The following is a 2,586-nucleotide window of genomic DNA, read 5'->3' on the forward strand; positions in this document are numbered from 1 at the left end:
CCGCGCCCCCCCACCGGTCGGCCCCAGCAACGCCCGGCTGGGGCAAAACCGCCAAAGCGTCTGCCTAGCAGGGCTCGGCACTGTGAGGAGTTCGCTTGGAAAGCCCCCAGCCGAGCATGGCTCGGCACTACAGCTTGGGGTTCGCTTGGAACACCCCCTGCCGAGCATGGCTCGGCACTACATCTGTGCCTTTGGCGCGCTTACATGTTGCGGCGGTACTCACCGCCCACGTCATACAGCGCGTGGCTGATCTGGCCGAGGCTGTGCGTCTTCACCGCTTCGATCAGTGCTTCGAACACGTTGCGGCGGTCACGCGCGGTCTTCTGCAGATAGCCCAGACCGTGGCCGTCGTGCGCCTCGCCATCCGCCACTGCGCCTTCAACCTCATGCGAATGCGAGGTCTCGCCCGCCGGTGCCAAGGCGTTGCGATTGTGCTGCCAGGTATGCACATTCTCGATCTGCTGGCCCTTCTCTTCCTCGGTCGAACGGATCAGTTCGATCTCGGTCGCCACTTCGCCGGCATGCTCCTTGGGCAGGAACATGTTGACGCCGACCAGCGGCAGGCTGCCATCGTGCTTCTTGTGCTCGTAGTACAGTGACTCTTCCTGGATCTTGCCGCGCTGGTACATGGTGTCCATCGCACCGAGCACGCCGCCGCGCTCACTGATCGCCTCGAACTCCTTGTAAACCGCCTCCTCGACGATATCGGTGAGCTTGTCGACGATGAAGCTGCCCTGCCAGGGGTTCTCGCAGAAGTTCAGCCCCAACTCCTTGTTGATGATCATCTGGATCGCCACCGCGCGGCGCACGCTTTCTTCGGTCGGCGTGGTGATCGCCTCGTCGTAAGCGTTGGTGTGCAGGCTGTTGCAGTTGTCGAACAGCGCATACAGCGCCTGCAGCGTGGTGCGGATATCGTTGAACTGGATCTCCTGCGCGTGCAGCGAGCGGCCCGAGGTCTGGATGTGGTACTTCATCATCTGGCTGCGCTCGTTGGCACCGTAGCGCTCGCGCATCGCACGGGCCCAGATACGCCGCGCAACCCGGCCAATCACGGTGTATTCCGGGTCCATGCCGTTGGAGAAGAAGAACGACAGGTTGGGCGCGAAGTCGTCGATCTTCATGCCACGCGCCAGGTAGTACTCGACGATGGTGAAGCCATTGGACAGGGTGAAAGCCAGCTGGCTGATCGGGTTCGCACCGGCCTCGGCGATGTGATAGCCCGAGATCGACACCGAATAGAAGTTGCGCACCTTGTGATCGACGAAGTACTGCTGGATATCACCCATCATCCGCAGCGCGAACTCGGTGGAGAAGATGCAGGTGTTCTGCGCCTGGTCTTCCTTCAGGATATCGGCCTGCACCGTGCCACGCACCGTGGACAGGGTTTCTGCCTTGATCCGCGCATAGGTCTCTGCGTCCACCAGCTGGTCGCCGGTGACGCCCAGCAACGCCAGGCCCAGGCCGTTATTGGTCGGCGGCAGCTCGCCGTGGTACTGCGGACGTGTGCGGCCTTCGAAGAGCTTCGCGATCTGCTCTTCCGCCTCGGCCCAGCGTGCGGGGTCTTCCTGCAGATACTTCTCGATCTGCTGGTCGACAGCGGTATTCATGAACATCGCCAGGATCATCGGTGCCGGGCCATTGATGGTCATCGACACCGAGGTGGTCGGCGCGCACAGGTCGAAGCCGGAGTACAGCTTCTTCATGTCGTCCAGCGTGGGGATGTTGACGCCGGAATTGCCGATCTTGCCGTAGATATCCGGACGCGGCGCCGGGTCTTCGCCGTACAGGGTGACGCTGTCGAAGGCAGTGGACAGACGCGCGGCCGGCTGGCCAACGCTCAGGTAGTGGAAGCGACGGTTGGTGCGCTCTGGCGTGCCTTCGCCGGCAAACATGCGGATAGGGTCTTCGCCGCTGCGGCGGTAAGGATAGACGCCGCCGGTATATGGGTAGGAACCCGGCAGGTTTTCCTTCTGCAGGAACACCAGCAGCTCGCCCCAGCTGCGATAGGTAGGCGCTGCGATCTTGGGGATCTGCTGGTGGCTGAGCGATTCGCGGTAGTTCTCGACGCGGATGATCTTGCCGCGCACCTGGTATTCGTTGACCGGATCGGTGATCGACTTCAGCCGCGCCGGCCACTCACGCAGCAGGCGCAGGGCCTCCGAATCCAGCGACTGCACCGCGTCGTTGTAACGCTGGCGCAGGGTGCGGATGCTGTTGTCGGCACCCGCGTCGGTGAGTGCATCGCCTGTGTACAGACCCAGGGCAACCGGCTGCGCTGCATCCTCCAGCTCCTTCAGCGCCTGCCAAAGGCTCTGTGCACGCTCGGCCACTTCTGCCTGCGACTCGATGCGGGCGTTGATGCTGCGGCCCTGTTCGGCGATCTCGGCCAGGTAACGCACGCGGCTGCCCGGGATCAGCACCGTGGCGCGGGGTTCCTTGAGGGTCGTGTCGATGTTGGGATCAAAACCGGGGTGCGGGTCCGGTTTTGGAGGCGAAAAGCGGCGCGGACGCCGGGTTTGTGCATGAGTGAGACCCAAAGGACACCCAAGGGAGAGCGACCGCCAAAACACTGCCCGCTGCATGGCA

1 pseudogene is annotated in these 2,586 nt (G+C 63.1%); it reads right to left on the reverse strand.

What is annotated here, in order from left to right:
* Window positions 1–200: 200 nt before the first annotated feature.
* A pseudogene (locus AC1VWL_RS19230) lies at window positions 201–2,465 on the reverse strand (methylmalonyl-CoA mutase family protein); the annotation flags it as partial.
* Between the last annotated feature and the right edge of the window lie 121 nt (window positions 2,466–2,586).

The sequence above is a fragment of the Stenotrophomonas sp. STEN063 genome (assembly GCF_056854515.1).